The following is a 24583-nucleotide window of genomic DNA, read 5'->3' on the forward strand; positions in this document are numbered from 1 at the left end:
CCCTCAGTACATGTGGACTGAGCCCTCCCTGAGTATTCTCGTGAAGGCATAACTAGATAGGGTAATCCCAATCACTATGTATATTACTGCCAGGGTAGCCAATGGCCATAGGTAGTTAAGGAGTTGTTGAATACCGTAACCACTAAGCATGGCACCCCTAAGTCCTGATAATGCCCAGGTTAAGGATAATGAGTAACTTATGTACCTAAGCCATGTCGGTAGTACTGAGATGGGGAATACGACGCCACCCAGTAGGTTTGAGGCCACTGAGGTGAATAGGGCTATGGGATTGCCCTGCTTAACGATTAGGACCACTGCACCGGCAATTAGGTTTAGGCCGATTATTGATGCCAGGTAAAGTATTAGGAATATAGCCGTAGACAATGCATTGACTTTATACGGCACACCGAGTCCAAGCCCAATTAATAGGACCGTGATAGCACTTATCGAGTTTATAACTAACCCCCACACAGTACTATACATCATCAACGTCATAGGCCTCAGCGGCGCTGCTATTAGATATTCAAGAGTCCCAATCAATTCCTCATTCCTTATACGACCAGCCAGCGTCGTCACTGATGCAGAGAAGTAGCCCTGGAATGCCGTACCTACGACCATGAATGCCGTGTAATCCCTAATGGTACTCAGCCTCCCAAACCCTAGAGTAACACCAATGAAGAAGTATATGAATACTGGGATGACCCAATTAATCATCGTAAGCACGACCTGGGTCTTATACGAAACCCACATCTTCCAACCTCTAATCACAACAAAGCCATACAGCCTATCAACAATGCCCATCACAACCACCCCTCCCTCCTCCTCATAACCCTCTCCACCCTCCTGGCGTTGCCCTCGGCCACCGCAACCTCAACATCTATATCCATAACCCTGACCCTACCATTATACATGGCTAACTTACTCATTAACTCATTAAACCTATCAATTGTTGTTACTATTACGTACTCATCATTGCCAACACCCTCCACACTAAATTCGCTAAGCCCATCCACGGAGCCCTTAACTAGGACCTTAACGATCTTAAGGGCTGGAGCCTCATTGAGAATCCTCCTATTTATGTAAATGACCATGTCAGCCAACTCGATCTCCTGAGGATCATGGGAAGCCAAGATAACCGTTTTCCTACCCCTAAGGCCCTTAATGAAATTAAGTATGCTGTGCTTGGCATCAATGTCAATACCACTCGTCGGCTCATCAAGTAACAATACGTCTGGGTCATGCATCAATGTTCTGGCGATCTCGAGTCTCCTCATCATACCAGTACTATATGTTGCAACCCAATCATTAATCCTCTCACCTAGTCCTAATTCCTCAAGTAATTTCTTGGCTCTTACCCTAGCTTCCCTAAGTGATAAGCCATATAATGTGCCGAAGAAGACTAGGTTATCCATGGCTGTTATCCTCCAGTAGACCCCGCGATCCATGGGGGTCATAAGCCCAATCCTCCTCTTAGCCCTAATATCAGTTGACTCATAACCATAAATAAAAATCCGCCCACTGTCAGGAACCAATATACCAGCAGCAAGCCTAAGAAGTGTAGTCTTACCTGCACCGTTAGGACCAACGAGAACCACTATCTTACCCTCAGGAACCTCGAGGTAAACATCCTCAATAGCCACAATACGCCCAAACCTCTTAGTAACATGATCAAATAGGACGGCAGACACGAAGCCGTTATCGGAAAGCAATTAATAACACTTTCTCAAGGTGGAAAATAACCATTACGAGAAAATCCTTAAAAGACCCAGCAATGAAATGACAATTGCGGGGGTGCCCGAGCCTGGTCAAAGGGGGCGGACTTAAGGTCATAGAATGAGAAATCCGCTGGCGAAGGCCTGCGTGGGTTCAAATCCCACCCCCCGCACCAGGATATTATTTTTGTCACTATATTTGATTTAACCTAGGTTAATAACGGGTCTTCATCAGGAGGCATTGAGGGACCCCATGCTATTTTATCATAATTATTGATTCCTCTGTAAACAATAATGCATTTATAATCATTTTATTATAATATTTTACTTATCTATGGAAAAACTTTAAAACAATTTATATGAATGCATTTATGTGGGTGTCAAAGAGGGATATTATCCTGTAAGGTCTGCGGTAATGGCATCAATCTCCCAGTGGTTGGGTTATGGCATGGATGCCTATGATATGACGCTCGTGATAGCATTAACACCTATTCTAAATAAGGTGTTTTTACCGGCTGCGATATCACCGTTTCTCGCGAGTACCATTACGCTATTAGGGTATGCATTGACGCTGTTATTTAGACCCATTGGGAGTGCCTTGTTTGGGCATTTTGGAGATAGGATCGGTAGGAGGGATACCTTATTAATAACCCTGGGTGGTATTGGTGCTGCGTCGGCATTGACTGCGGCGCTACCTACGTATGCCCAAGTTGGTTTAGTGGCCTACGGGTTATTCGCAATGTTAAGAGCTATATTAGGGATATTTGCTGGTGGTGAGTATGCGGCTGGTCATCCCTTTGCCATGGAGCAAGTCACGCCTAGGTGGAGAGGGTTATTCTCTGGTTGGGTTCAGAGCGGTTGGCCTCTTGGCAGTGGCTTTGCTGGGTTGGTTGTGCTTGCGTTTGAAGGCTGGCTAGGGCCTGCCATGTACAGCGTGGGTTGGAGATATGCGTTTCTCACGGGATTAATACCTGTCGTCTTAGGACTGGCAGTAAGGCTAGCGATGAACGACACACCATTATTCCAAGAACTAAAGAAGGCCGGTAAGGTGGAAAAGGCGCCATTCTTTGCCTTATTTAAACCGCCAACATTATGGAACTTTCTTCAAGTGTTAATTGTGACGACGGCAGCTTTGATTAATTATTACGCGATAGCGATGGGTATGGTGAATTTAATACCAGCGGCGGCTAAAGCCAGTGCTGAGGTTACCGCAGTACTGCTGCTAATAACCGGGTGGGTTGGGCTTCCCCTTGATGTATTGGCTGGACTCATATCGGATTTCACAGGTAGAAGACGTTTGTTCATATATACATCAATAATATTCGCAGTATTATCCATACCAATACTATATGCCTTTGGCGTATTAGGCTTTATACGAGGTATTGTAGGCTATACCTACCTGGGGGTTTCCATAATGATGCTGTCAAACGCACTCTTATGGGGTCCAATACCTGCTTACCTAACTGAGCGTTTCCCGACCAGTAGGAGGGCCAGTGGCGTTGGCTTTGGCTATAGTCTCGGGCTTGTAATACCTGCATTCACATCAGTATACATATACTACCTACATAAGGCATTCCTACCAATTGAGGGGTCAATACCCTGGTTTACAGTTGCCATATACTTCATAATAAGCTTCGTACTTTTCGGAATAGGGGCATACCTAGGGCCTGAAACAAAGGGCGTGGACCTAAGAGAAATAACATAATCCATATGCATAATAAACTTAAAAATCATTAACTTATTTAGACCTATTAAGCAATACCAATAAAGGTTTATATTAGACTTAGTACCGATTTAGATTAGCCTTGCGTCGATGAGACCCGCGGAGTGCGGGCCTGTGAATCGATATCCGTCGGGCATGGAGCCCGGCACATTTTTATTTGTCTCGGCACACTTCATTAATTACATTCGTTATTATCTTCATGGCATTCTCAAAGTCATCCCTCGTAACGGACCCTAAACCAACCCTAATGCCATCATCTCTGCCGAAGTACTGTCCAGGCACGGTGAAAACATCCCTAGTTAATAATTTATTTGCGAGTATGTTTCCACTGATTCCTCGGCATTTAGCCCTAATGTAAAGTATGGGCATGTACTCCACATAACTAATATCAACATAATCGCTAACTTCATGAGTGATCCTCCTCATGATGTCGACGTTAGGTATTATTATGCCTAGGTTTCTCTCCCTAACCCAATTCCTATTTCGTAGTAGTATTGAAGCATATCTTAGGTTGAGGTCGATGACCAGCGGACTGACTAGGTCGAGTACTCCATTAACCTCTCTGATCACGTTCTCATCACCAATGACCCAGCCAACCTTAGCCTCACTCATTGTGTAGAACTTGGAAGTACTGAAGGTGAAGACCATGTTCTCCATGGGTAAGTCCCTGAGGTTGCTCTCCACGAATTCCAGGAATATCGAATCAATTACGGCATAGGCATTCCTCCTCCTCAGCTCGTCGCTTAATTCCCAAAGCAATTTCCTACCTAGGAATATGCCGAGTGGGTTGTTTGGATTTGAAAAGAGGAGTACCGAGTCTCTTTCAATATGGTTAAGTAATTCGGTTAGTGATTCCTTAATGTTCAATTCTGTTTGCCTTAAATGAAAGAACTTCGGCAATACCCTTATTGGTTCATACTCGGGTATTACAGTAACCACATTATCAATCCTACCTAATTCCCTCAATGCTGTCAAAGCGGCGAAGTTCCCCTCCTGTGTTCCATGGGTTATTGCCAGGTTTTTCCTATCAACACCGTAGATGCCCACTAAATCATCAATGAAATTACCAGCCTCGCCAAGCTTTACAATGTCATTTAGCGGTATTGGCTTAACACCACTACTCGACACATCGTACCTAGCCCTATGAGTCCGTAACCATATGAAGTGCCCGATCTCCACGGCTAATAAGATTATGCATTAATTATTAAGTAGTATCTATTTTGGGTAAACCCTAAATACTATATGCTGATGATCAGTTCATATGTATGAAAAGAGATTTGTATTGGTCATAGATCAGGGAACCACCGGCACAAGAGCTGCCTTGGTTTCTCACGACGGTTCAATAATGGGTTATGCATATCACGAGCATACACAGATTTACCCAAAACCTGCCTGGGTTGAACATGACCCGCTGGAGATTTGGGAGAAGACAAGACTCGTGATTAAGGAGATACTTAAGTTTGCTAAGGTTGATCCAAGGGAGATAGCGGCAATTGGAGTTACTAATCAGCGTGAGACCACGATTGTTTGGGACCCAAGGAATGGCCAACCTATTTATAACGCCATTGTTTGGCAGGATAGAAGGACATCGCCACTCGTGGATTACCTAAAGCAGAACTACATCAATGTTATCCAGGAGAGAACCGGCCTCGTACCTGATGCCTATTTTTCTGGGACAAAGATTTGGTGGTTACTTGATAACGTACCTGGACTTAGGGATAAGGCGAAAAAGGGCGAGGTTATCTTTGGTACCATTGATACCTGGATAATTTGGAACCTTACCAGGGGTAATAAGAATGTATTAACGCCTGAGAGAGTTGGTGCACATGTTACTGATTATAGCAACGCGTCCAGGACTATGATATTCAATATTCATAGGCTTGATTGGGATGATGAACTTCTCGAGATTGAGGGCAAGATTCCCCGGGACATTCTGCCTCTGCTGAGACCATCAAGTGACAAGAGTATATATGGCTACACAGGTCCCGAGGTTTCCCAATTACTGGGTGGTGTGAGTATTCCAGTTTGTGGTGACGCTGGTGATCAGCAGGCAGCCTTGTTTGGACAGGCTGGGTTTGAAGTTGGTGAAGTTAAGTCGACATACGGCACCGGTAATTTCATACTGATGAATATTGGGGATGCACCAATAAAGTCTAAGGCGAATTTATTAACAACAATATATTACTCGGTTGAAGAGGGCAAGACTAAGTATGCACTTGAGGGTAGCATATTCATTACGGGAGCGGCTGTCCAGTGGTTGAGGGATGGTCTTAAGATAATAGAGGTTTCCGATGAAATAGAGCCGTTGGCAGCCTCTGCAAATGATACGGGTGGCGTCTACTTCGTGCCTGCATTCACTGGACTTGGGGCGCCCTATTGGGATCAATATGCACGTGGTCTAATAATAGGTATTACGCGTGGCACTGAGAGGAAGCATATTGCCAGGGCTGTGCTTGAGGCAATAGCCTACCTGAATAGGGATGTGCTTGAGGCGATGATTGGCGATACTGGGATTAAGATACCTAGGATTAAGGTTGATGGTGGTGCGGCTAGGAATAACTTCCTAATGCAGTTCCAGGCGGATATAACAGGTATTGAGGTTTGGAGACCGGCGATATTTGAAACTACATCGCTCGGTGCCGGTTATTTAGCGGGCTTGGCTGTTGGTTTTTGGCATGATCTTGATGAGATTAAGCAGAATTGGAAGTTAGACAAAGTATTTAAACCAAGGATGGATCCAGAAACACGGGAAAGGCTTTACAGCGGTTGGAGGGCTGCTGTGCAGAGAGCCCTGGGTTGGGCTAGGGATGTGCCCTGGGCATATGGATTGTGAATAACCATTTAGGGCATTAAATATAAGGGTATTACACCGGAGCAATGCTTTAAAAACTGTGTTCTATTGTTAATTATATGAACAGCCAAAGAGTACCTAGAAGAAGTACATATACCGTTTTGTCAGCAATGGGATACTTCCTTGATGGTTATGATTTAAGTGTAATCAGCGTCTTCACCTACGCCCTTCTTCAGTATAAGTTCTGGCATTACACAAGCCTGGAACTGGGTTTTGTGAGTGGTGCGGCGTTGTTGGGGGCCATGGTTGGTGCAATAATTTTCGGTCCATTATTCTGATAGACTTGGTCGTAGGTACTTATATGTCTGGGATTTGTTGTTTTTCGTAATATTTGCCATACTTAGTGCGATTGCTAATGATATAATTCAATTAATTATTTTTAGATTCTTTGTTGGTTGGGGTGTTGGTGCTGATTATTCACTGAGTCCTGTGTACGCTACTGAGATGTACCCAACGGGTAGGAGGGGTATGGGCTATGGCTGGGTTTGGTCCTTCTGGAGTATTGGAGCGCTGGTTTCCTTCTTGATCGGGTATTATCTCTATATTTGGAATCCCATTATTGGGTGGCGTTGGGCTCTCGGCCTTGGCGCCATACCAGCCCTAATTACTGTAGTACTAAGGGCTAGTATGCCTGAGTCTTCGAGATGGAGGGTCGCTGTACAGGGTACTGAGGATGCTGTTACAGAGGCAAAGAGACTTTCTGTGGTTACCGGCTTAACTGAGGAGGAGTTGAGTAAATTAATAGAAATTGAGAGGAAATTAATGGATCAGGTAAGACCAGGTGATTGGCGTTGGCTATTCAAGGGTGATTTTGCTAAGAGAACGGCCATTGTGTGGACGCAGTGGATACTATATGATATCGGCTCCTACGGATTTGGACTATACTCACCCGCGATACTTGCAATGCTGGGATTTAAGGGCGCACTAGCCATACTTCTCTCGTCATTACTCTACGTACCTGGCTTCCTGGGCGCCCTGGGCGCTGCATACCTAAATGATGTTTGGGGAAGGAGAAGGCTTCAATTGATTGGCTTCGGCGGTTCTGCCCTTGGTATGTTATTTGTTGCCCTGGCTGCTCTTTGGCAAAGTACGCTTGCCCTCGTGGCGATATTCATTGGCATAATAGGACTTATATTGTGGTATGGAATCGGCAACTTAGGTCCTGGGAATACCATGGGACTTTATGCAATTGAGTTGTTCCCAACTAAGCTAAGATCGACATCGATGGGTTCCGCGACGGCAATAACGAGGTTCGTATCGTTCTTAAGCGCCTTTGAATTTCCATACATTGCGCTAGCCATTGGTAAGTTATCCTTCTTTGAGTTCTTGTTTGTTGTGACGCTTGTTGCGTTTATTTTCACAATATTCTTTACACCGGAGACCAAGGGTATTCCTCTTGAGCTTATTGCCATAGCCAGGACAAGGGCGCCAAGCCTGTATCCTAAGCTTGAGATTCCTAGCGTTGAGAAGCGCCAGTAATATTTAATTGCCCTGAATTATACTATTTAAAACGATAAAGGGTATGGTTTTGGTTTTCGGCCATAGGGGTGCCATGGGTTATGCCCCTGAGAATACGTTGCCTTCGTTTAGGATGGCTGTTGATATGGGTGTTGATGGTGTCGAGCTAGACGTTCACATGACTAAGGATGGAGAGATCGTGGTTATTCACGACTTTACTGTAGATAGGACAACGAATGGCAGCGGTTATATTAAGGACTTAACCCTGGCGGAAGTTAAGAGTTTTGATGCGAGTGCTAGGTTTGGTGGTAAGTGGCGTGATGTTAGGGTGCCAACGCTTGAGGAGGTCTTTAGGGAGTTTGGTAGGAGGATTAAGTATAAGGTTGAGATTAAGCGTGGCAGTGATTACTACCCTGGTATTGAAGGTAAGGTTGTTGATTTAATTAGGCGTTATAACGTTGATGCTCAGGTAATTTCCTTTGATTTTGATGCCCTAGGTAATGTTAGGGCTATTGATAAGGATGTGGAGATTGGTGTAATATTTGTTGGTAGGATTGCTTGGTTCATTGATATTGCTAAGAAGTTGGATGCGCAATGGCTACATGCATCTCACGATCTAATAGATGAAAAAGGTGTTGAAATGGCACATAGATTTGATTTAAGGGTTGGTGCGTGGACTGTGAATAATGAGGATTATGCAAGACATTTAGTGAGAATTGGTGTTGATGACATTACGAGTAATTACCCAGATAGGATCCTTCGTGTTGTTAAGACCGGTAAGGTGATTTAACATGGAGTTTGATGTTGCTGTAATTGGTGGTGGAATTAATGGCTTATTCACGGCACTAGACATGTCCTTAAGGGGCCTGAAGGTGGTGCTTCTTGAGAGGGGTAGTATTGGTGGTGGGACTAGTGGTAGGATGCATGGTTTATTGCATAGTGGCGCTAGGTACGTGGTTACGGATCCAAAGGCTGCCATCGAGTGCGCCGAGGAGAATAGAATAATCGCGAGAATAGCTCCTCATGCAGTTGATGACACTGGTGGTTACTTCGTGGCCATCACTAAGGATGACCTAGATTTCCAAGAGGAATTCATTAGCGGCCTGAGGAGAGCTAATATTGATTATAGAGAGGTTGATGCTAGGGATGCGGCTAGGGAGGAACCTAACCTAAACCCTGAGGTTAAGGCCGTTATTGAGGTCCCCGACAAGGTAGTATACGCTAGGGAGTTATTGATGAGTACTGCTATTTCTGCATATAACGAGGGTGCATTAATAATACAGAATGCTGAGGTTATTGGCTTTGATATTAATGGTAATGAAATAACGAATGCAAGGGTCAGGGATGACGCTACAAGCAATATTAGACGTATTAATGCAAGGGTTTTTGTCAATGCTGCCGGTCCCTGGGCTGGTCGAATTGCCAGTATGGCTGGTATAAATGTTGATATTATGCCCACGATGGGCGTTATGGTGGTTTATAGGCATAGACTAACCAGGAGAGTTATGAATAGGATGAGACCTCCGTCCGATGGAGACATACTACTACCCTATGGTTCTGAGTCTATAATGGGTACAACGGCGGTCATTGTGGAAGACCCGGACAACCTAGCAATAACTAAGGATGATATTGATTTCCTAACGTCCGAGGGTTTTCAGATGGTTCCTGCACTGGCCAAGGAGCCTGTTGTCAGGGCATATGCCTCGGTTAGGCCATTGATAAGTGTACCGTGCGCTACGGGTAGGGAGGTAACCAGGGATTTCATGGTTATTAAGCATGAGAAGCCCAGTAATCTTGTTTCTGTTATTGGCGGTAAATTCACCACAGGTAGGTTAGTGGGTGAGAGAATTGCTGATGAGGTTTCAGGAATACTTGGTGCCAATAAAGCATCAAGGACCAGTAGCTATGTGTTGTTTGGCGCTGATTTAAATAGGGATGTTAAGGATCTCGATATTGAAGCCAAATCAATAATACAATCATTTAGGGGTAGTGTTGATGAGGAGCGCGGATTAATCGCCGCGTTGTCATTAATACTTTATCAAGCCTCACGTAGAGGTAGATCATTGCTTGGGTGGTAATGATGATGAAGGAATTACACTATAGTGGTTCGTTTACCGTGAATAAACCGCCAAGTGATGTTGTTAACTTCATAACTGATTTACCAAGGGCCATTATCTGCATACCTAATATAATTAATTACGAGGTTTTGAGTAAGGATAAAGCTAGGGTTAGATTTAGGGTTGACTTGGGTAATGAGGTGCCCATTGCAGAGCTAAGGAGGGTGACTACCGATGCGCATATTGAGTTGGTCAGCGCATCTGGTAACGAGATTAGGTATAAGGTTGATGGCAGGGCTGCGGGTAGCACAATAAGCATTTCCCTGGTTATAAAGGTCGAGGGTGTTAATAATGGCTCTAGGATTAATTGGGATGCCACGGCTAACCTAGGTAGATTACTTCAAATGATAGGTAGGTTCGTTAATATTGATTCCCTGGTAAAGAGTATCTCGGAGGACACGATTAAGGGGTTTATAGGATGCTTGTCAAAGTAAGTAATCTATATAAGGTCTATCTTTAAAAATTAATTAATAAAAATCAAATAATGCCTCAAATTATTGAAGATAAAATACAACTAAGTACTGGCATTAATGTCCATTACAGGTGTTGGCTTGCAGATAAGCCCCTGTCCCTTGTTGTTGGAGTCCACGGATTCGCAGAACACAGTGGCAGGTACTCTAACTTCGGATCTTACTTATCAGGCAATGGATATTCATTTTGCATGCATGATCTGAGGGGCCACGGATTAACCGCTGGGCCCAATAACCTAGGCTATGTTGACAGCTTTAACCTGTTTCTAAACGACCTAGAAAACTTCATAGAATTAATGCTTAAGAAAACAGGCTTTAACTCTGCAATCCTATTCGGACACTCAATGGGTGGTCTAATAGTGCTTCATTACTTGGGCAGGATTAGTAAGGGGATACATGCGGCAATAACAAGTGGCGCAGCGGCAATTGTGAACATAAGTACAGGTTCTTGGTTAATGCTTTCCCTACTTAACGCATTATCGCCAAGGTATAGGTTGAACCTGCCAATAAATCCTGAATTCCTAACGCATGACAAGAGGGTTGTGGAGGAGTACATAAATGATCCGCTTGTTTATAAGAAGCCCACAGCTAGAATGCTACATGAGCTTATTAAGGCTTCAAGAGACATATGGAAGTATATAGGTAATATATCGGTACCCATAATGATGATGCATGGCGGCGAGGACAAGGTGGTGCCACCAAAGGCCACGCAGGATGCATTCAACAGATTAAGGGTTAGTGATAAGGTGATCAGGATATACAATGGCATGTACCATGAAATACTTAACGAATTAAACAAGGAAATAGTTTACAAGGATATACTGGACTGGCTAAGGACCCATACTTAAACACGCTGCCATTAATGTTAATATCATGGATCTAGTGGTAAGCTACCGTGTGCGCATGCCAATGAATATAGCTATTCAGTAAAACTCACTTTTACGGCTTTTTAATACCTATAAGAGCTTTAGTAATGGATCGCTTACCACATAAAGAACGAGGCCTAAGATACACGAAGTCGGGCCGAACTCAATCAGTGCACCTCGGTTTAAGGACCAGGTTGTTCGCCCAAGTTTTATTCATCATTAAGTGATTTATCCTTGGGTGTTATCCCCATGAATAATCATGTTAATGATCAATGTAGTACTATTGTGCATATTGCCCTGAATTATACCTTGTTCTATTTTAAATAAGGTTTTACTAGTACACTTGCATTCTTAGTGTATTATTAATTATTGTAAGTATGCGGTAATTTTATTACATAGAATTAATGTCAATTGATGGATGAGAATGATTATGTGATTAATTGTAGGGAGGTTAATGAGAATTCCCTGATTGGTTCGTCTATTAGGGAGATTGTTAATTGGGCCATCAATAAGGTGGTGAATAATGAAAGGGCGCTGACCATAATGGGTGAAGCAGGAAGCGGTAAGACAACCGCACTCCTGCTAATAATGAATAAACTGAGGGAGCTGGGTATATCCACGGCTTATGTAAATACGTATAATGAGCTTGGACTCAGGGCTATTAAGATGATTAACTGCCATAGTGATACCAATGCAAGAGTTTTGCTTGTTGATGATATAGATGCAGTGTTTACAATGCCAAAAATGGCCCAAGGATTCATTAATAAAGTGATCGGCTTCAGGGGAACGGTGATCGCTTCATTAACGATACCGTTGCTCATAGGTAATGAATTGGAAACCCTCGAGCCATTAGTAAAGTTTCTATATTCGGCTTCAAGAATGATCATTAAATATCGTGATGATGAAATAAGGGCCTTTGCAAAAAGAATTGGTGTTACCAGTATGGAGCCTACCATGAGGACCCCTGGGATGGTCCTAAGGAATTTCAGGAGGTGGAGTGGGAGTAATGGTAATTCCTTAATTAATAAGGTGCTTAGTGATGGAAGTAATGAAGTGGTGTTATAGGATTCCGTGAAATTCCTCCCTCATCTTATCAATAAGTAACCTAGCGCAATCAAGGATGTTTGTGCTACCTAGGTCAATTAGGTTAATCCCAATTCCATTGATCCTGAAGGACTCTAGATCGATCCAAGTGACTCTCAGCAGATCTTGATTTATGCTACCCTGTACTATTGATACTGCAAGCACAGGATTCCCATTAATGATATACTCCACTATGTTATCTTTCTCATTGGTACTAACATCAAAGTAATCCCTAAGTAATTCAAGGTCCTTCCTTAACACGTAAACCTTAATGATATCTTCACTAAGCTTGTTCACGCTTATGAGGTAATCCGCAGCATCCGTATTTGTCGGTACCCTATTCAAGCCCTTAGACAATAGATGTATATAACTATCCGCAAGGATCTCAAGACCTAAGTGCGCTGGATTAATTACGAAGTACAGAGGTAAGTTTATCAAGCTTTCAATAATAATACTAGTTGGGTTCTCGAAGACCTTCTCCAGGGGCATCAGTGGTTCACCATCCATGGGTTTAACCCTAATGTTAACTCCGTACTTCCTCAATAAGGTCTTGTCAAGATAAACTACCCTCTCTCCCTCATAGATGTGCTTGTCCTTGCATGTTATTGATAGAGTCCCCTCACCAATGCCTATCGATATACAGTCATTGAATTCTGCGTATCTTATATTGTCAATGGCCCAATTATTAATCTTGGCTAGGTCAGCCAGTAGGGCTACTGCGTCCTCGGTAATTACGTAATCAATGTTCTTTCCATCAATCCTATAGTCATAGGCATTATATGGATATAGCTCAATTATGTCTTCAGTACTTAGTGAAAGGATCGAATTCTCCTTAATTGCCTTAACTATGAATGTTTCCTTGATCATATCCTCAGCGATCCTCTTGATCCTTACAAGGACCTCAAGTGCATTCATTTCATTTAATGATTGAAATTTAAATTTAAAAACTTATCAAGTATAATTCACCATTATTATGACAATGAACCAGCACCCAGAACCCAAGTATAACTTATTTAAATCCATGAGTAAAAATGCTAAACGTGGATATCCTTACAATTAAGGAATTCTTCAAGGAAAAACTAAGCAACATATATGATGCATTCAGCGCCTATGAACCATTACTTAGAATAAATACGGACAGGGCTGTAATAATCGGTGATCTACATGGTGATGTCGAAACATTACAAAGGATAGTAAACAAGTATCCGCCGGATAAATGGACCTACATAATGCTTGGGGATTACGTAGACCGAGGGGAAAATCAAGTTGAAACCCTATACCTCGCATTAAGGTTGTTTCTTGAAAACAGGGCAATACTACTTAGGGGAAACCATGAGTCACCACTCACAAATTACGATTATGGCTTCTACCTAGAGTTGCTAAGGAAACTTGGTCCATACGACGGAGTTTCAATATATGATAAGCTTAAGGATGTATTCTCGCAAATGCCAATATCCGCAGTTCTAAATGACAGGTACTTCCTGGTGCATGGAGGCCTACCCATAAATAATGCAAGTATAGATAGTATAGCAAAATTACCAAAGCCAGATGAAATACCCAGTAATGAAACCACATTTCAGTTACTATGGAATGACCCATCAGATAATGTAAAGTACTACGACGAAAACAGGGCCAGGGGGCCGGGTACTTATGTATTTGGTTCATCAATAACCGAGAACTTCCTTAACGAGAGCGGATTACGAATGATAATCCGCGGTCATGAATACGTACTCCAAGGCTTTAAGTGGAACCATGGAAATAAGGTGCTGACAGTATTTACATCAAGGGCAGGACCATACAGTAATGTTAATCCACGTATAGCATTAATTAATGGAGATGCACTTGACATAGTGGATGCATCGTAGTATCTTGGAATTTGTATAAAGGTTGATGCCCAGGCATTAAGTCATTGATGTACTCAGTCTGGGGCTTGGCTCGGTCATTGATCCCAATCAGAGGTGGTCATCATCAGGCCGTGGTTAGGGATCCTCGATCTCTCTAGGGCTGGGAACTTACGTGGTGCTATCTAGCTTATTTAATTAGCTAACTGTACTAGAATGATTTATAAAGGGGTCTCCTTTCATTATCCTGTAAGGCGGTTACTACGTCCGAATCCGAGAGACCAAGAAGGAGAAGCTTCCAAAGAGGTAGAGGTAGGGGTCCACGAGGCCCCAAGCCAGTAAATGTTGGTGACGTGATAGAAGTAAGTATAGTGGAAACATCAAAGAGGGGCGATGGCATAGCCAGAGTAAAGGGTTTCGTGATCTTTGTGCCTAATACGAAGCCAGGGGATAAGGTTAAGGTTAAGATAACTAGGGTAGGTAGGTCATACGCAGTTGCTGAACTTACCCAGGAAGGAGCAGAGACCAGTTCGCAACCGGAAAGTGTTGAGGAAGGCGAAGCAGAGGGTTTTGAGGAGGAATCCGAGGAATAGGCCCTTTACTTACATTAAAGTCATAATCAAAATTCTCCGTTTAATATCCTTTTCAGAACTTCCCTTGGGCCCTTCGTTATGGAGAACCTTAACAAGGACAATGGAACCTGCGAGTACCAAGTTTTTCCGCTCATGATCCTCCTGATCAAACCCCTGGTATTAGGCATGGAGAAAGCGCTTATTCCTAATCTACCCATCGCTAGGTGATCAATTCCATAAACACTTAATGACAGGTAGTATGCCAACGATAAATTTTTGATTACAGGTTCAATTAGTCTCAGGTAATTTCTCGAGAACTCACTAGGATTACTGGAGCGTCTTAGTGCAAGGACTGCTAGGGTACCCGTGTACATGGCATAAAATATACCCTCACCCGTTGTTGGATCTGCGAACCCACCAGCATCACCAGTTAGCACTATTCGCTTTGATGTTAATATTTTACGGGGCCTAATTGGTATCGGGTGACCCAATACTACACCGGCATTTAATCCTACTTCACTTACATATTTAATTAATTGAGTCCTGTAGTTAGACCATAATATTGAGCCGATCCCAACATCATACTCGTTACCGCCTCTTGGGAAAACCCATGAATAGCCCCACTTAATCCGCGTCATGTCTATCATGCATAGATCATCGTAGTTTCCATGCGATATAGTCATGTATGCTATGGCATTGTATTTCCTTATATCATTACCAAGTCTCTTTGCAATTATGGAGTTAGCGCCGTCAGCAGCTATTACGTATTTACCAATATACGTATTGCCAACGCCAACCACATTAACATGATCGTTACCAACATTGAACGAGGTTATCCTATCAATAACGTAATCAGCGCCTTCCTCCAGGGCGCTCGTTAGTAGGTAATTATCAAATTCGTTCCTAGAAACCACACTTATTATTGGTTCATTATCTGTTAGAACGAAGGAACCGGCATTATTAATGACGGCAACTCTACGGCATTCATACTTAATAACGCTACTTAGGTCAATGCCGAGGTTCCTTAATAATAGAGATGACTTTTGAGTTAATCCACCACCGCAAGGTTTCATCCTTGGGAAGCGAAATCTGTCGATAATAAGTACTCTAAGGCCGAGTCTTGCAGCCACATAGGCAGCCGTAGAACCCGCTGGTCCAGCGCCAACTATCACTAGGTCGTATGCCTTGTCCATACTTCACTGTAACCCACATGGTCTGCTTTTTATTACTATACCCAAATTGCCTAGTGGTTTTGTGGCACTATTAACCTGAGCCCGTACATCATTATGGCCACTATACTCGCTATGTATATAGTCGTTAATAATTGCTTATTAATTACGAGAACTATCATAACCATTACAAGAATCGAGATAGCTAAGATCTCATGTATTAAGTCCTGAAGTAATGCATTCCTATGTATTGCATGTTGGAATGAAGTTCCCTTTGGTGTTGGTACCCATTCCCAGTCATCAGTCAGCAAGGATTCCACTGAGTATATTAGCATTGGGAATGATAGGAATACCATGATTAATGCGCTCTTGACAGCATTTGATATGGAGTCCCATGCATTATAACCTACGTACTTGCTTATGGATAGCAATGCTATGATAAGGGGAAACGCGATTAATATATTGGTTATCTCAAGAAATAGTATTGGCATTGGCGGTATTAAAACACCTATTATTGATAGAACCACGGTGATCAATATAGATAATGCTGCAAATGATATGCTGGGAAATTGAAGCATCCAGAGGAGACCATCAACCTTTTCCCAAACAGTAGTGCCTTTTGAGGATAATAGTAAACGTAGATTATGCTTCATATTCCATATGCCATTAAACAGCCACCTACTGAACTGCCTTTTCAATGATGGGTAGGTATACGGAACCTCACAATAAACCACAGAATCCAGCAACCCCACCCTGTAACCCATTGCCCTCAACTTTATGCTTAGGTCAAGGTCCTCACCCGTGCACCTACAGAACCCATTAACGGAACTAAGAACTCTTCTCCAGATCACGAGGTTATTGCTACTTATAGCAGGGAAACCACCGCCAAGGAACCTACCCCTAATGAACGTCTCGTTATAAACATCATACATGAACTTCATAAGCCTCGCAATTGAATTACTAACCGTGTAATAGCCCTTCCAAACGGCGGTGACAGCATCATAGCCACCAAATAATGCCTCCACGGCCTTCATTAAATAATCACTTGGCAATATCGTATCTACGTCAAACACTGCAATAACATCACCCACAGCATACTCAAGGCCAAAATTCAACGCACCGCCCTTGTAACCCGTATTGTCCTCCCTACGTAGAATCCTGACATTGAGTCCCAATCTACGTACCATTGGTTCCACGTACTCGATAAGGCTGTTTACGTAATGTTCAGGATCATCACTAATGTATATAACCTCAATTAGGTTCCTGGGATAATTAAGCCCTGCAATGTTTTGAAGGCTTCTCTTTATTGTTACTGCATCCTCGTTTTTTATTGGTATTAATATTGATACAAGGGGTAATTTACGGAATCCTGCGCCATTACCTACTGTATTGCTTCTTCTTCTCGGGTTCTTCGTATACCTTAATCCAATCATACTGTACCTTACCAATACCGCTATTTGTATGAGACTTAATGCAAGCATTGCTATTGTCATTATGTATGTCACAAACAGTATTGACATTGACACGGGGGTTAACGGCCTTGTTATTACTCCCCAGGGATACTGATTCATTACGTATTGCTGAATTACCTGTCTAACAAGCTCCTTAATTTCAAGGTATTCACTAGCACTCATTATGTAATGCATGCCAGACAATAAAACCCTTAATTTGCATTTCTCTCACTTATTCAATCAATTCCTGAAGCCTTAACAATGCATGCTTATAATCCATTGATAACACCAGTAACTCTGTGTCTCCATACCTTGATAATAGTCCTTGCTCAAGCAAGTCCTTAATGCTATCCTTAATACCCTTCCCAGTTAGTAATGAGTATATTGCTATAACTCTCTTGGCCTGTGCTGATATTTCCATGTCGATCATTTCACCGTATACCCTGGACAATTCCTCGGCAATACCCACCAATTCCTCAAGGGTGGTACTACCCACAATCCTTATTTTGGAGCCCTCCATCTCAGCATTAATGCCCTTCATGTGAAGAATATCAATTACTAGGTCAATTGGTATGGCAGCACTGAGCCTAGCCTTGTTCAGTATTATCGATATGTCATATGTATAAACACCGGATTTACCTCTCATTAACTTAATGTCGTTATAGATCTTCCTGATTTCCATGGAATAAAGGCTAACTTCATGGGGCTCACCCTGTATTGAAACCCAAACCCTTATACCGTTGCCAGTATCATATCGAATAAGTATCTCCTTGCTCTTGATCTTACTCGTTACCATTTCCATGAATGTTAATGCCTCATTCATATTATTAAATGTAAAAACGATCTCCCTACGCACTACCGATCACACCCAATAATGAGGCGTGAGTTATAAGGGTTTGGGTCCGGTCATTACTTAATATGTTCCTCCTTCTTTATGTTCATCTCTGCACTTCCGTTGGGCTTCACATATCGCCACTGAAGAGTTAAGATTTAATCCTGATAACTCCGCGTTTGCAATACCCTGAGAGGAATATTCGTAGCTCCAATAGAGTCTTTACTAACCATGAAGCCACACCTAACTCTTGATTGCAAATTGGGCACGTTGTTGATGTGCCTTTCATATTGATGAATATCATCAGTATGTGAAAGCCAATAGCAAAAACGTGATTAGAAATGCCATCAGTTGATCATTATCAATCATAAGTGTTAATAAAAAATTGAAGATCCATAGCGATAATTTTAGGTTTCAGGTAGTACTGATACGGTAATGTGGTGCGGCATACTATAGACCTTGGCTATCTCATTCTCGATCTCGGTGGCGATATCATGGGCCTTAGATACACTCATATCAGGCGGTAAGTAAACAAGTATCCACATAACGCTCATTCCCTCTATATTAATAACGTGGACATCACCAACATGACCACCATATTTAGAACTAACGGCTTCAGCCATCTTCCTGATCTCGGTAATATTAATATCCTTATTATCAGGTTCCAAATGAACCCAAACCCTTGCGTTAGGCACAGCCTGCCTGATGTTATTCTCTATATTTCCTATAACGCGGTTAATGCTGCTTAGCCTAGCATTACTCTTTACGACAACGTGCATACTAACTATTATGCCTATTTCATGGGAATTTATTATGTCCAGGTCGTGAATATTAACGATCAGCGGATCCCTGATCCCAGCAAGTATTTTCTCAATTTTTTCACGAAGTTCAGGTTCTACGTGAACCATGACAATGGATTGCCCGATTTCATGCTTTACGGCAGATTCAACATTATCAGCCACGTCATGAGCCTCTGAAATACTTAAGTGATCTGAAACGCTGATTGTTACCTCCACGTGAGCCATGGAACCCACCCTTCTGGCTCTAACGTCCTTCACAGAGGCAACACCAGGTACCGAGCTAGCTATATTCATGACCCTCCTAACAAGATCCTCGGACGTCCTATCCATTAACTCATCTATTGACGTCCTCATTAGGCGAATACCAATTATTGAGAAGTAAATTACTATTCCAAAGGCCACCATGGCATCAAGCAGCGTGCCCCACCTATCAAACAATCCAGTGTTGAACCTCTCTATTATTAATCCAACGATCATGAGAACCACCACGGAAGCCGAAATGGCAATATCACTCATGAAATGATAGGAATCAGCCTCAAGAGCCCTGCTATTCCACTTAACAGCCATTCTTCTCAGTGCCCTTGATCTATTGGTATCAATTATTATCGCTATGGACATAACAATAATGGCCACGACATCAGGGCTAAATGGAACCTTCATTATTATACGCTCAGCGCTCTCATAACCAATTAGTATGCCAGCTATGATTATGAATAAGGAGCCAAAGAGCCCGCCAATGCTCTCGGCCTTACCATGGCCAAACGGGTGCTCCCTATCGGGAGGCTTAGAGCCGACACTAACTGCAATTAGTGTTATTGTAGTTACTAGGATATCGAGAAATGTATGCATTGCCTCGGCTAGTACGGCCAAGGAATTCGTGAGTAACCACGCAGTGATGTTCATTATTGTTATTAATACAGAGGCAAGTAACGAGAGGAGCGCCACCCTGGTCTTCTCATTCCTCATATACGAGGATAGGCTTCTCATGCTTACTTCCCTATCGTCTGAATCATTAATTAATCTATCTTTATCCATGTTCTCTAAATCGATATTAAATTTGATATCGATTTAAAAAACTAACTCTTGGGAAGGGTTTATTAATCCCTACTTTAGGGTAACCCTAATGAACATTAATACACACGCCAGCTTAACACCAATGATGAACCTTGCAATTCTGGGAGTGGTTGCAACAATACTTGGACTCGGGATATTCAACATAAACTTCCTACTACACCCAACAGGCCAATTAACAGTAACCGAGATACTGGTAGTATCCCTATTTCTAGGAATGCTCCATGGCATAACGCCTGACGAACACACATGGCCAATAACCTTCAGCTACGCAGTCGGCGAGTATAGTAGTAAGGGTGGCATGAGGGCAGGGTTCCTATTCTCCCTTGGTTTCACGCTACAGAGGGCGCTCCTAACTACGCTGGGCTACATAGGACTTGCCTACATCTACATGAGGTACAACCTAGATGGGCCAGTCTACTTCATAGTTGGACTGGTAATGGCAATAGCAGGTTCATACATCTTGAAGGGCAGGTACTTCCACCTACCAATCGATGTATTGCTTGGCGGTCATCAACACCACACCAATGAAGCCAGAAGAATACCACTTCATGAGGCTCATCCCAGGGAGGTCCCAATAAAGATGACCATTGTACATGGACTAATAGCGGGCTTTGGCTTTGGGGCTTACGCATCAATAATAACATTTGTACTCGCCCCAGAAATGCCAAGCATCTGGTATGCACCATTACCTGGTTTAATGTTTGGAATAGGCACAATGATAATGCAGATAATACTCGGCGCGATCTTTGGTGGATTGTTAAGGGCTAAGAAGTTCACCGAGGAGGAGGTCAAGTACGTTGGTAGGAAGACCGCAGGAATTACACTGTACTATGGAGGAATTGTATTTGCACTGGTTGGTTTATTAATAATCTTCCTGCCGCAAATTGATGCATGGGCAATAAGTACCGGAATACCAATACCAAACCTTGATGCAATAGACATAGGCTTCTTACTGGTGATCTCGGTTGTCGGCATAATCGGACTCTACGGCATAATAAAGTCATACAGAGAAGCGGTCAAAGTCCATAGGATAAACTCAACTAACCCAAACTCTAGTTAATTAAAAACTAATTTTTACCAATAAGGTAAAATAAAAATCTACGACTTTGACTCGGTCTTTATTAGTGCCAGCGCTTGGACAACCCTCCTCACGAGCTCCAGGTCGGCCTTAACCCTGGCATACACATCATCAGGTACCTCACCCCTTGTCTTACTATCCTCAAGCTCCTTTATCATGCCGTCTACCTGGTCTGTAGTAAGTGTTGTAACGTCCATCGACCTAAACCAATGCTCCTTAATGCCCTTGTCAATCTCATCAATCTTTGACTTAACTTCTTCATACATGCTGGTTAATTTCGTAAGTGTGTCGGTCAACTCGGTGGATGATCTTGAGTACTCCTCTTCATCAATGAGTCCAAGCTCCTTCTTGACTTTAAGCATGTCGAGTTCTTCTCGTATTGAATCAATGCTTGCCTTTAGTTCATTAACCCTAAGCGCCAGTAGTATATTGTCTACGTCCCAGTTCCGCTTGACGTTACCTACGGCGGTCTTGTAGTCAGACCACATATTATTTAATCGCTTGATCTGCTCTATGTAATTATCATAAGTCTTGTTTATTTGTTTAAGTAATTCTCCATAGATCTTCAGCATTTCATCGCTCATGAGATCACCCCCTCAATCTCAGCCTTCAATTTCTCATAAACCTCCTTACTAATCTTACCATCCCTATACATCTCCTCAAGCTTCGCCAGAGAAAGCTTCAACTTACTGATCTCAGGCGTTACGGTAGTTAACAGTAGCCTCCTGTAGTGCTGGATTATTGTTGATTCAACCTCTTGATACCGCGTATTTAACTCCTTAAGCTTATCATCAACCTTACTAAGCTTCTTCTGAATGTCATCTTTAAGCTTGTTATACGTATCATCACCTATCAAGCCCATGCTCCTCCTAAGCTCAACCTCCTTAAGATCCTCGCTATACTTATTACGAATCCTCTCAAGAATAATCATGTACCTCCTCAACTTAGCCTTCTCGGTCTCCCAACTCTGCCTTGTGGATTGAACAGAACCCTCGTAATCTTTCCATTTATCATTAAGTGCCTTGGCACTACCCTCGAATTTGGAAATTATTACCTCACTATTTCTAATTAATTCATCCTCAGCCTCGCCAGTAACTTCCACATGGGCTGGGGCAACCACGGTGGGGGCAGTGGTAACCTGCTGTGTCTGTTGAGTCTGCTGCTGCAACGGTTGGATAGTCTGTGACGGTTTTACCTCCGCCTTTGCCTGCGGCCCCTTTGACTTCATATATTGAACATATATTGGGCATTCAAAATAATCGCCAAAGCAATACCATTGAAATGGATTTATCGGTCGTTGCGCGTATGTACATATGTAACCATTCGCGGTCCTCTCAAGTCCTGGACAAACAGCCCTAGACATTATTACTAACCTGTTATTTTAATTACTTATATATGTTGCGTTCATTGATTTTATTCAGGTTATCAACGCCGTAGCGTAATCCTGAGGCACACCAAGATCCACGTAATTACCATCTGTCAAGAATACCATTATCCTTAAACCCAACGCCTTAAGCTCCTCAATGTACTTATTCATGTCAAGTCTCTCCTTATTCAACTTCTTAATAAGAGAACCTCGCATTAAGTAAATGCCAGTTACTATGGGAAGCGTCATTACTGGCTTTTCCAACCAACCCCTAAACTCACCGCTGGGACTAATATCAAGCACGCCATACCTAGCCGTTAACCTATACCTAATGGACGCTATTGTGATATCAGCATTATTGGACTTATGGAAATCCAACGCCTTGGCCAAGGGTAGGTCAGTTAGTACATCGCCGTTTATCACAATCACATCGTCATCATCATTTACCAGGTCCCTAACATACCACAGTTGCCCAGCAGTACCCAATAATTGATCTGCAACAACGAACTTGACCCCGGGCAACGCATCTCCAAGCAATGAGACGACCTTATCAGCCATGTATGCTGTAACAACAATAATGTCAGTATAATTCAACCCCTGCTCCCTAACCCAATTCAATATATGCTCTATTATTAGCCCATTACGGAGCGGCAAGTATGGCTTTGGAACAAGGTACGTGAGCGGCCTTAATCTTTCCCCCAAACCAGCAGTTAGGATAATCAGCCTCAGCATTTTTAATACCTACATGTAATCCTTAAGTCCAAGCTTTTTCAAATGCCTGTTAATTACCGAGGCCTGCTTATCAAGCTGCTTAGCCTCCTCAACAATATCCCTATCCTTTGACTCCATATTCTTGAGATCAAGTAGGCACCTGCCATCAGGGGCCATCACATGAGCCTCACAGACCGCATACTGACACTTATACCCAATGCAGGATCCACCGAATAATGTACATTGCGTAGTGACCTTACTACCCTGCCTAGTAATCTTTAGGGCCTTCTTTGCGCATCTAAAGTATTGGAAATTACACCAGGTACCATCGCAATACTTAGCCCTTACCTGAACATTAACCCTAGACACAGTGATCCCCCTTAACTCCTAACTACTTACTTACCCTTACATATATAAGTTTTTTCCATTACTAATAGAACTACTTAAATCGAATCAACACTTCACCAACCAACTTCGCATAGCCAAGGGAGTTCAGGAAATCAAGAACCTCATTAAGCCTTGGTGATGAACGCGCACCTCTCCTGGTGACCTTAAGCGATGCAGCTGCATTAGCGAAGACAAGCTTATCTATGGGATCCAAGTCCAGCATCGTGGCCGTGATGTAGGCTGCTGCAAAGGTATCACCAGCGCCCGTGGTGTCCACGGGAGTTACCTTAAAGGCATCCGAGTACTTAACCTCACCATCCTTAAGCAGTAACGCCCCGCGGGAGCCCAACGTAACTATCAACTCCCTAACCTTAACCCTACCCACAATATTTTCAGCCGCCCTAACAACACTCTCAGAACGCCCAAGCTCCCTCGCTTCAAAACTATTCATAAACCAAACATCAACGTCATTAACCACATCCCTAATTACATCAAGTCCCTTCTTGGCAAGCGCCGTTCCACCATCAATGGATATCGTTAACCCCATGGACCTAGCAGCGCGCTTTGCAGACTCTATAATCTCAGTCCTGCCCAAGGCAACATGTATGTGCGAGACGCCATTAATCACCTCGTTAATTACATCACTGGGGGTCAGGCCAAGGTTAGCACCAGTATATCTAATCATTCGTTTAGAACCATCAAGACCAACAATGACTATTACCGTGCCCGTCCTCTCATGACTAATGCGCTTTATGAACCTAGTATCAACACCCTCAGACTCCAACTCCTTAATTAACATGTTGCCAAATTGATCATTACCCACGGACCCAAGAAACCTAGAGCCAAGCCCAAGCCTGGCCACTGCAACGGAGAAATTAGCCGCAGAACCACCGCCACCCATGTAGGTTTCATACGCATCAACTGCTTCATCAGGCCTCGGTATTGCATCAGCCTTCACATATATATCCAGGTTCAGGTTACCCATTGAAAGTACTACTATCTTTTTGTTCACGAGTAGCTTT

Annotated in this window: 24 protein-coding genes, 1 tRNA gene and 1 pseudogene; 13 read left to right on the forward strand and 13 right to left on the reverse strand. The window is 42.9% G+C overall.

All coding sequences use genetic code 11. The annotated features are described in order from the left end of the window. Positions 1–3: 3 nt before the first annotated feature. Together Vsou_RS03460 and Vsou_RS03465 are read right to left on the reverse strand one after the other, a co-directional pair. Entirely contained in the window at positions 4–801 is a 798-nt protein-coding gene (locus Vsou_RS03460) for an ABC transporter permease (RefSeq protein ID WP_188602592.1), read from the reverse strand. After that, a complete protein-coding gene (locus Vsou_RS03465) occupies positions 801–1709 on the reverse strand; it encodes an ABC transporter ATP-binding protein (protein ID WP_229709713.1) in 909 nt (302 codons plus the stop codon). The genes Vsou_RS03460 and Vsou_RS03465 overlap by 1 nt, the downstream gene beginning before the upstream one ends. A 76-nt stretch (positions 1710–1785) precedes the next feature. On the opposite strand from Vsou_RS03465, the gene Vsou_RS03470 reads away from it, so the two are divergent. Together Vsou_RS03470 and Vsou_RS03475 are read left to right on the forward strand one after the other, a co-directional pair. Then, positions 1786–1888: transfer RNA gene (locus tag Vsou_RS03470), tRNA-Leu, on the forward strand. Positions 1889–2085: 197 nt separating this feature from the next. After that, on the forward strand, positions 2086–3417 hold the full coding sequence (locus Vsou_RS03475; protein WP_188602591.1) for an MFS transporter: 1332 nt from the start codon (positions 2086–2088) through the stop codon (positions 3415–3417). Between the two features lie 171 nt (positions 3418–3588). On the opposite strand, the gene Vsou_RS03480 is transcribed toward Vsou_RS03475, so the two are convergent. Then, complete coding sequence (locus Vsou_RS03480) at positions 3589–4614, reverse strand: aminotransferase class I/II-fold pyridoxal phosphate-dependent enzyme (protein WP_188602590.1); 1026 nt, start codon at positions 4612–4614, stop codon at positions 3589–3591. Positions 4615–4696: 82 nt separating this feature from the next. Between Vsou_RS03480 and glpK the strand changes: the two genes are divergently transcribed. From glpK to Vsou_RS03520, 8 genes are all read left to right on the forward strand, one after another. Then, entirely contained in the window at positions 4697–6268 is a 1572-nt protein-coding gene (glpK, locus tag Vsou_RS03485) for a glycerol kinase GlpK (protein WP_188602589.1), read from the forward strand. Between the two features lie 77 nt (positions 6269–6345). Next, positions 6346–6564, forward strand: coding sequence for a hypothetical protein (locus Vsou_RS03490; RefSeq protein ID WP_229709712.1), 219 nt, complete (start codon positions 6346–6348; stop codon positions 6562–6564). Between the two features lie 37 nt (positions 6565–6601). After that, positions 6602–7765: an MFS transporter gene (locus Vsou_RS03495; protein WP_229709711.1), complete on the forward strand. Its 1164-nt coding sequence runs from the start codon at positions 6602–6604 to the stop codon at positions 7763–7765. A 43-nt stretch (positions 7766–7808) separates the two neighbouring features. Next, on the forward strand, positions 7809–8534 hold the full coding sequence (locus tag Vsou_RS03500; RefSeq protein ID WP_188602588.1) for a glycerophosphodiester phosphodiesterase: 726 nt from the start codon (positions 7809–7811) through the stop codon (positions 8532–8534). A gap of 1 nt (position 8535) precedes the next feature. Next, positions 8536–9822 (forward strand): FAD-dependent oxidoreductase, encoded by a 1287-nt coding sequence (locus tag Vsou_RS03505; RefSeq protein ID WP_188602587.1) that lies wholly within the window; start codon positions 8536–8538, stop codon positions 9820–9822. Positions 9823–9824: 2 nt separating this feature from the next. Continuing rightward, a complete protein-coding gene (locus Vsou_RS03510; RefSeq protein WP_188602586.1) occupies positions 9825–10295 on the forward strand; it encodes an SRPBCC domain-containing protein in 471 nt (156 codons plus the stop codon). 50 nt (positions 10296–10345) lie between these two features. After that, a complete protein-coding gene (locus Vsou_RS03515; RefSeq protein WP_188602585.1) occupies positions 10346–11179 on the forward strand; it encodes an alpha/beta hydrolase in 834 nt (277 codons plus the stop codon). A gap of 432 nt (positions 11180–11611) precedes the next feature. Continuing rightward, positions 11612–12262 carry a P-loop NTPase family protein gene (locus tag Vsou_RS03520; RefSeq protein WP_188602584.1) on the forward strand — a complete coding sequence of 217 codons (651 nt, stop codon included), beginning with the start codon at positions 11612–11614 and terminating at the stop codon, positions 12260–12262. On the opposite strand, the gene Vsou_RS03525 is transcribed toward Vsou_RS03520, so the two are convergent. Further along, positions 12257–13195 (reverse strand): hypothetical protein, encoded by a 939-nt coding sequence (locus Vsou_RS03525; RefSeq protein WP_188602583.1) that lies wholly within the window; start codon positions 13193–13195, stop codon positions 12257–12259. The two genes, Vsou_RS03520 and Vsou_RS03525, sit on opposite strands and share 6 nt — an antisense overlap. 116 nt (positions 13196–13311) lie before the next feature. Between Vsou_RS03525 and Vsou_RS03530 the strand changes: the two genes are divergently transcribed. Next, positions 13312–14145, forward strand: coding sequence for a metallophosphoesterase (locus tag Vsou_RS03530; RefSeq protein ID WP_229709710.1), 834 nt, complete (start codon positions 13312–13314; stop codon positions 14143–14145). A gap of 326 nt (positions 14146–14471) precedes the next feature. Next, a pseudogene (locus Vsou_RS13270) lies at positions 14472–14714 on the forward strand (TRAM domain-containing protein); the annotation flags it as partial. Positions 14715–14740: 26 nt separating this feature from the next. On the opposite strand, the gene Vsou_RS03540 reads toward Vsou_RS13270, so the two are convergent. The 4 genes from Vsou_RS03540 to Vsou_RS03555 all read right to left on the reverse strand — a co-directional run bounded on the left by Vsou_RS03540 (position 14741) and on the right by Vsou_RS03555 (position 19980). Beyond that, a complete protein-coding gene (locus Vsou_RS03540; protein WP_188602581.1) occupies positions 14741–15886 on the reverse strand; it encodes a geranylgeranyl reductase family protein in 1146 nt (381 codons plus the stop codon). Between the two features lie 50 nt (positions 15887–15936). Next, complete coding sequence (locus Vsou_RS03545) at positions 15937–17496, reverse strand: glycosyltransferase family 2 protein (protein WP_188602580.1); 1560 nt, start codon at positions 17494–17496, stop codon at positions 15937–15939. Between the two features lie 49 nt (positions 17497–17545). Further along, a complete protein-coding gene (locus Vsou_RS03550) occupies positions 17546–18169 on the reverse strand; it encodes a DUF2067 family protein (RefSeq protein ID WP_188602579.1) in 624 nt (207 codons plus the stop codon). A 383-nt stretch (positions 18170–18552) separates the two neighbouring features. Then, complete coding sequence (locus Vsou_RS03555) at positions 18553–19980, reverse strand: cation diffusion facilitator family transporter (RefSeq protein WP_188602578.1); 1428 nt, start codon at positions 19978–19980, stop codon at positions 18553–18555. Positions 19981–20104: 124 nt separating this feature from the next. On the opposite strand from Vsou_RS03555, the gene Vsou_RS03560 reads away from it, so the two are divergent. Next, positions 20105–21079 carry a hypothetical protein gene (locus Vsou_RS03560; RefSeq protein ID WP_373286816.1) on the forward strand — a complete coding sequence of 325 codons (975 nt, stop codon included), beginning with the start codon at positions 20105–20107 and terminating at the stop codon, positions 21077–21079. A gap of 38 nt (positions 21080–21117) precedes the next feature. Here the strand turns inward: Vsou_RS03560 and Vsou_RS03565 are convergent, their stop codons facing one another. From Vsou_RS03565 to Vsou_RS03585, 5 genes are all read right to left on the reverse strand, one after another. Next, positions 21118–21681, reverse strand: coding sequence for a hypothetical protein (locus tag Vsou_RS03565; RefSeq protein ID WP_054844025.1), 564 nt, complete (start codon positions 21679–21681; stop codon positions 21118–21120). After that, a complete protein-coding gene (locus Vsou_RS03570) occupies positions 21678–22460 on the reverse strand; it encodes a hypothetical protein (protein ID WP_188602577.1) in 783 nt (260 codons plus the stop codon). The genes Vsou_RS03565 and Vsou_RS03570 overlap by 4 nt, the downstream gene beginning before the upstream one ends. Before the next feature lie 54 nt (positions 22461–22514). After that, positions 22515–23195 (reverse strand): nucleotidyltransferase family protein, encoded by a 681-nt coding sequence (locus Vsou_RS03575; protein ID WP_054844024.1) that lies wholly within the window; start codon positions 23193–23195, stop codon positions 22515–22517. A 9-nt stretch (positions 23196–23204) separates the two neighbouring features. Then, the gene (locus Vsou_RS03580; RefSeq protein WP_229709707.1) at positions 23205–23543 is read right to left on the reverse strand and encodes a hypothetical protein; all 339 of its coding nucleotides are present in this window, start codon (positions 23541–23543) and stop codon (positions 23205–23207) included. Between the two features lie 70 nt (positions 23544–23613). Beyond that, positions 23614–24546 carry a carbohydrate kinase family protein gene (locus Vsou_RS03585; RefSeq protein WP_188602649.1) on the reverse strand — a complete coding sequence of 311 codons (933 nt, stop codon included), beginning with the start codon at positions 24544–24546 and terminating at the stop codon, positions 23614–23616. Positions 24547–24583 lie beyond the last annotated feature (37 nt).

It is taken from the genome of Vulcanisaeta souniana JCM 11219 (assembly GCF_026000775.1).
Classification (GTDB): domain Archaea; phylum Thermoproteota; class Thermoprotei; order Thermoproteales; family Thermocladiaceae; genus Vulcanisaeta; species Vulcanisaeta souniana.